Origin of the sequence: uncultured Desulfovibrio sp., from assembly GCF_944324935.1 — a bacterium.
In the GTDB taxonomy this organism is placed as follows: Bacteria; Desulfobacterota; Desulfovibrionia; order Desulfovibrionales; family Desulfovibrionaceae; genus Desulfovibrio.
Genome location: NZ_CALUYG010000081.1, coordinates 1 through 5,080 on the forward strand (window position 1 = coordinate 1; position 5,080 = coordinate 5,080).

4 protein-coding genes, 1 other RNA gene and 2 pseudogenes are annotated in these 5,080 nt (G+C 62.6%); all 7 read left to right on the forward strand.

What is annotated here, in order from left to right:
* Nucleotides 1–64: 64 nt before the first annotated feature.
* Nucleotides 65–145 (forward strand): annotated as a pseudogene (locus tag Q0J54_RS11870) (IS200/IS605 family transposase); the annotation flags it as partial.
* Nucleotides 146–347: 202 nt separating this feature from the next.
* Nucleotides 348–1,316, forward strand: a complete 969-nt coding sequence (locus Q0J54_RS11875; RefSeq protein WP_296305956.1) for a D-2-hydroxyacid dehydrogenase — start codon at nucleotides 348–350, stop codon at nucleotides 1,314–1,316.
* Nucleotides 1,317–1,399: 83 nt separating this feature from the next.
* Nucleotides 1,400–2,194 carry an amidohydrolase family protein gene (locus Q0J54_RS11880; protein ID WP_296305957.1) on the forward strand — a complete coding sequence of 265 codons (795 nt, stop codon included), beginning with the start codon at nucleotides 1,400–1,402 and terminating at the stop codon, nucleotides 2,192–2,194.
* Nucleotides 2,195–2,389: 195 nt separating this feature from the next.
* A pseudogene (locus Q0J54_RS12270) lies at nucleotides 2,390–2,473 on the forward strand (hypothetical protein); the annotation flags it as partial.
* Between the two features lie 566 nt (nucleotides 2,474–3,039).
* Nucleotides 3,040–3,129, forward strand: an RNA gene (ffs, locus tag Q0J54_RS11885) — signal recognition particle sRNA small type.
* Nucleotides 3,130–3,230: 101 nt separating this feature from the next.
* Complete coding sequence (locus tag Q0J54_RS11890) at nucleotides 3,231–4,073, forward strand: glycosyltransferase (protein ID WP_296305958.1); 843 nt, start codon at nucleotides 3,231–3,233, stop codon at nucleotides 4,071–4,073.
* Nucleotides 4,074–4,151: 78 nt separating this feature from the next.
* Nucleotides 4,152–4,940: an aldolase/citrate lyase family protein gene (locus tag Q0J54_RS11895; protein ID WP_296305959.1), complete on the forward strand. Its 789-nt coding sequence runs from the start codon at nucleotides 4,152–4,154 to the stop codon at nucleotides 4,938–4,940.
* The last annotated feature ends 140 nt before the right edge of the window (nucleotides 4,941–5,080 follow it).

Consider the following 5,080-nt stretch of genomic DNA (forward strand, 5'->3'; position numbering starts at 1 on the left):
TGAGGATTCGTCATAAGCACATCCTTGTAGAATTGATGCGCTTCTTATAACATAAATCTCGTGTAAACACTACCTAGAAGAAGACAAACTAGGGGCGCAGCTCAGTCTTCCGTATGCAGGTAGCCCGTTTACGGGCCGCAAGTAACAGATATGCAGATGTCAGACCGCTATGCGCCTGTTAGGGCGCGGCTGGTAAAAAAGCCTTATAGGCGCATATGAAGAACCACCGGCTTTGCCGGTGGGTTCCTTTTTGTTGTCCGGCATCCGCCGCATCTGACGCCGCAGCCCGCCGGAACACCCTTGCATCCCGCCGCGCGGCAGGCTACATTTCGCCAGCGAGGTACGCCATGAACATAGTCATTCTCGACGGCAAGCTGCTCAATCCCGGCGATGTGGACTGGGGTCCGCTGGAAGCGCTGGGCGATCTCAAGGTCTACGACGACAGCACGGTGGAGCAGGTCCCCCAGCGGGCCGCCAGGGCCGATGTCGTCCTTATCAACAAGGTTCAGCTGCGCCGTGAGACGCTGGCGCAGCTCCCCGACGTGAAGATGGTCGGCGTCGTGGCCACGGGCTATGACGTGGTGGACATCGACGCCTTTGCCGAGCGCCATATCCCGGTGTGCAATGTGGTGGCCTACGGCGTCAACGATGTCGCCCAGCACGTCATGGCCCTCTTGCTGGAGCTCTGCCACAGGACGAGCGAACATACGCAGAGCATCCGCAGCGGTCAGTGGACCGACGGCGGCGAGTGGTGCTACTGGATGCACACGCCGGTGTGCCTCGAGGGCATGACGCTGGGCCTTGTGGGCTACGGCAATATCGGCCGTCGCGTCGGCGAGCTGGGGCATGCCTTCGGCATGAAGGTGCTGGCCAACCGGCGCAATCCCAAAAATCCCCCGTCCTATGCGCCCTTTGCCTTCGCGACGCTGGATCAGGTGCTGAGCCAGTCGGATGTGGTGTCCCTGCACTGTCCGCTGACCGAGACCACGCGGGGCCTCATCAACAAGAAGACCCTGGCGAAGATGAAGCACGGCGCCATCCTGCTCAATGCCGCCCGCGGTCCCCTGGTCAACGAGGACGACGTGGCCGCCGCCCTGCATTCGGGCCAGCTCGGCGGCTACGGCGCGGATGTCATGGTCAGCGAGCCCCCTGCCCGGGACAACCCCCTCTTTTCCACGCCAAATACCCTGCTCACGCCGCATATGGCCTGGGCAACGGTGCGGGCCCGCCAGAACATCATCAATCTGACCGCGGAAAATATCCTGCGCTGGAAGGAAGGCACGCCCATCAACGTGGTCAATGCCGTAAAAGGGTAGCAGCCTCCCGCCGCCGCGACCGGCGAACATCCGCCGGCAATGTCCCGGCGGGCCGGCGCGACGGTCGCCACCGGTGAGCCCTCATGCGTATCGACATCCATACCCACGCCTTCCATCCGAAGATCGCGGCAAAGGCCGTGGCGCACCTCAACGAAGCCTACGACCTTCGCTGCGAAGGCGACGGCACGGTGGACCACCTGCTGGCCTGCGAACGCGCTGCCGGTATGGACCGCTGCGTGGTGCTCTGCGCCGCCACCACGCCCGCACAGGTCATCCCGGCCAACAACCACGCCCGCGAACTTCAGCGCATCCACCCCGAGATCATCGCTTTCGGCACACTGCACCCCGCCTACGCCCGCTGGGAGGAAGAGCTCCACAGCATGGAGCGCGGCGGTTTGCGCGGCATCAAGCTGCATCCCGATTTTCAGGGCTTCCGGCTGGACGACCCGCGCCTGCTGCCCATGTTCGAGGCCGCACAGGGGCGCTTCCTGTTCGAACTGCACATCGGCAGCGCCCAGCCCGCGAGCACCGCGCCCTCCAGCCCGCAGCAGCTCGCGGCCATCGCCCGCGCCTTCCCGGGCCTGACGCTCATCGCCGGGCACTTCGGCGGCTATCTCATGTGGGATATGGCCATAGATGCCCTGGCCGGGCTCGACAACGTCTGGTTCGATACCTCAAGCACCAGCCCCTTTGTCACGCCGCACCTGCTGCGGCGGCTGCTGGACGCACACCCGCTGGAACGTTTCCTCTTCGGCAGCGACTGGCCCCTTTACGATCCCGCCGAGGAACAACGGCGGCTGCAACGCATCGGCGGCCTCTCCGACAGCGCCCTGGAACGCATCCTCACCAACGCCGAACACCTGCCCGGCCTGTTGTAAGGCGTATCGCATCAAGCAAGAGCTTGTTTTGCGAGGGAGGAGAGGGAAACCGTTTTGGGCAGCTTGTCAATTGAAAGGTAACAGAGGGCTTGCCAAAAAAAGAAAGCCCCATGACAGTTGTTTTGTGAACAAACACCTCAACAGCGAGGAACTGTCATGGGGCAAAAACACCTTACCAAAACTCACGGAGAAATCATGGAGCGGCGTCCGGGGGAAAAATCCCTCAGAAGCATTGCCGATCTCCTCGGCTACAGCCCAGCGGCCATTTCAAGGGAAGTCCGGCGAAACGCCAAGAAAAACGGCAGACATGATGCACAGGCCGCTCAAAGGCGGGCCGCCTGCGACAGGAATTTCCCGAAGAACCGGCACGCCACATTTCCTTCAAAAGTATGTATCGCTGGATCAGCAAGGATTCCCGACAATACGAGAAGGGAAGGCCGCTCAGAGGGTTTGGGCGCTACCTTCGACACAAGGGTCCGGGCAAGCGTCTTGTCCATGACAGGAAAACGAGGATTTTTGCGCTTCCCCGCATATCATCACGGCCTGAGGAGGATTGTTACGGCCACTGGGAATGTGATTTGTTGCTACAGGGGAACGGCAAAAGTGGCTACATTATTACAGCTGTCGAACGCAAGAGCGGTTTTCTCATGGCGACGTACAGCGTGGATCGCTCAAGCACAGTTGTCGCGGCAGGGATCAAACAGCTTTTTTCGCGAGTTCCTGCCTGGTTTTTCAAAAGTATTACCTATGTACCTATCACAAAAGGTTCCCCTCCCCGAAAAATACGCAACGGACAGCAAGCATCCCTTGCGCTTGACGAAGGGCGTTTTTCCGGCTAGAGAGGGTACAGGTCGGACGGCGGCAGCACTGCCAACCCCGTCAGGTTCGAAAGAAAGCAGCGGTAACAGCTGTTGCCGGGTGTCCGGCCCCTTTTTCCGAAGCCGTCAGCGAAGCGCGTTGACGGCTTTTTTTGCAAGGACGACAGGACGGGCCGTGCGCGGGGCCTCCTGTCGTTGCCGGCTGGAGGTGAACGCTGGTGTATCATCTGGCCCTGGCCTTTCGGGATGAAAGCGGGAGGTATTCCCTGCATGCGGCGGCAACGCTGCTGACGGTCTTTGCCCACACCACGGCGGCGTTGTGCGTGCATATTCTGCACGACGAGGAGCTGCCGCCGCGGGGACGGGGGGCCCTGGAAACGGTGGCCCGGCGGAGCGGGCGGGAGATCCGTTTTCATCCGCTGCCGCCGCTGCCGTCGGAGCTGCGCGAAAACATGCCGGCGGCCTTCGGGCCGGGGGCCTTCTATCGCTACTGGCTGCCGGAGCTGCCGGAGCTGGCTGGGGTGGAGCGTCTGCTCTATCTGGACTGCGACATCTGCGCCCTCATGGACGTGACGGATTTCTGGCAGGCGGCGGACGATGCGACCGCCGGGGGCCGGGAGCCCGCTCTGTGGGGGGTGCGTGATGCCGCCATGTCGCTGCATCCCGCCTATGCCCGGCGTATGGGCCTGCGTCCGGCGGACTGCCTCAATTCCGGGGTGCTTCTGCTGCATCTGCCGCGCCTGCGGCGTCTGCTGCCGTCCTGGATGCAGGCCATGCGGCAGGCATTGCTTTCCCTGCCCGCCGCGTCACGGTATCCCGATCAGGATGCCCTCAACGTGCTTTGCCGCAGGCTGCCTCATGCCCTGCTGCCGGAGCGTTTCAATTACCAGATGCATGTGGCTGCCCGCTGGGAGCGGGAGCCGGACGCGCTTGCGGGCAGACTGCTGCATTACTGCGGCCGCAAGCCGTGGTGTGTGCCGGCCTATCGCGCGGCACAGCCTTTTCTGGAGCAGTACGCGAAGCTTGCCGCGTGGCTGTCGGAGGAGGGGGCGGACCGGTGATTGCGCTTCGACGCATGAGGGGGTATGTTCGCCATATCGCATGACCCTCAACCCCGCGGCGGCAAGCCGTCGGAGACCATGAACATCGACACTATTCGCGCCGCTCTGGCGCAGGACAAACCGACCATAGGCACCTGGCTGCAATTCCCCTCCGCGGAAGTGGCCGAACTGCTGGCCCGAGCGGGCTATGACTGGGTGGCCGCGGACATGGAACACGGCACGTTCGGGCGTACCGGATTGACGGACATCTTCCGGGCCATCGAATGCGGCGGAGCCGCGCCCTTCGCCCGGCTGGCCGAGGCCACGCGCCTGCAGATCAAGAGCGCGCTGGAGGCCGGCGCGCAGGGCCTTATTTTTCCCATGATCGAAAGCCGGGAGCAGCTTGATGCCGCCATCAGCTGGGCGACCTATCCCGGCTATGACGACGGAAGGCTGCCCGGAGAGCCGCTGCGGGAGAACCGCGGCGTGGGCTTCTGCCGGGCCAATGCCTTCGGCACGCGGATGGACTGGTACATGAAGGAACGGGCCTCCCGGGTGTTCCTGGTGGCGCAGATAGAACACATCCGCGCCGTGGAGCATCTGGAGGACATCCTGTCGCATCCCCGGCTGGACGCCATCATGGTGGGGCCGTACGACCTGTCCGGCTCCATGGGGCTGACGGCGCAGTTCGACCATCCCGACTTTCAGGCCGCCATGCGGCGCATCCATGAGGTCTGCCGCAAACATCGTCCGCTTATGGGTCTGCATATCGTGCAGCCTGATCCGGAGGAGCTGGCGCGGCAGGTGGCGCAGGGCAGCCGCTTCATCGCCTATGGCATCGATTCCGTCTTTCTCTGGAACGGGGCCAGGCGTCCCGAAGTGGCCTAGGGCCTGTTAACGCTATTGATGTTTTTATGGTCATGGGGTAAGCTGAACCCCATGATCATAACAAAAGAACACTATGAACGCATCGCAGACTGCTTTCCCCGCCAACGCGGAAACGTTTCTCTGGATAATCTCAATGTCCT

Excerpts from the sequence above, each read along its gene's own strand:
- Q0J54_RS11875 (WP_296305956.1), top strand. The coding sequence starts at position 348 with ATGAACATAGTCATTCTCGACGGCAAGCTGCTCAATCCCGGCGATGTG.
- Q0J54_RS11895 (WP_296305959.1), top strand. The coding sequence starts at position 4,152 with ATGAACATCGACACTATTCGCGCCGCTCTGGCGCAGGACAAACCGACC.
- Q0J54_RS11880 (WP_296305957.1), top strand. The coding sequence starts at position 1,400 with ATGCGTATCGACATCCATACCCACGCCTTCCATCCGAAGATCGCGGCA.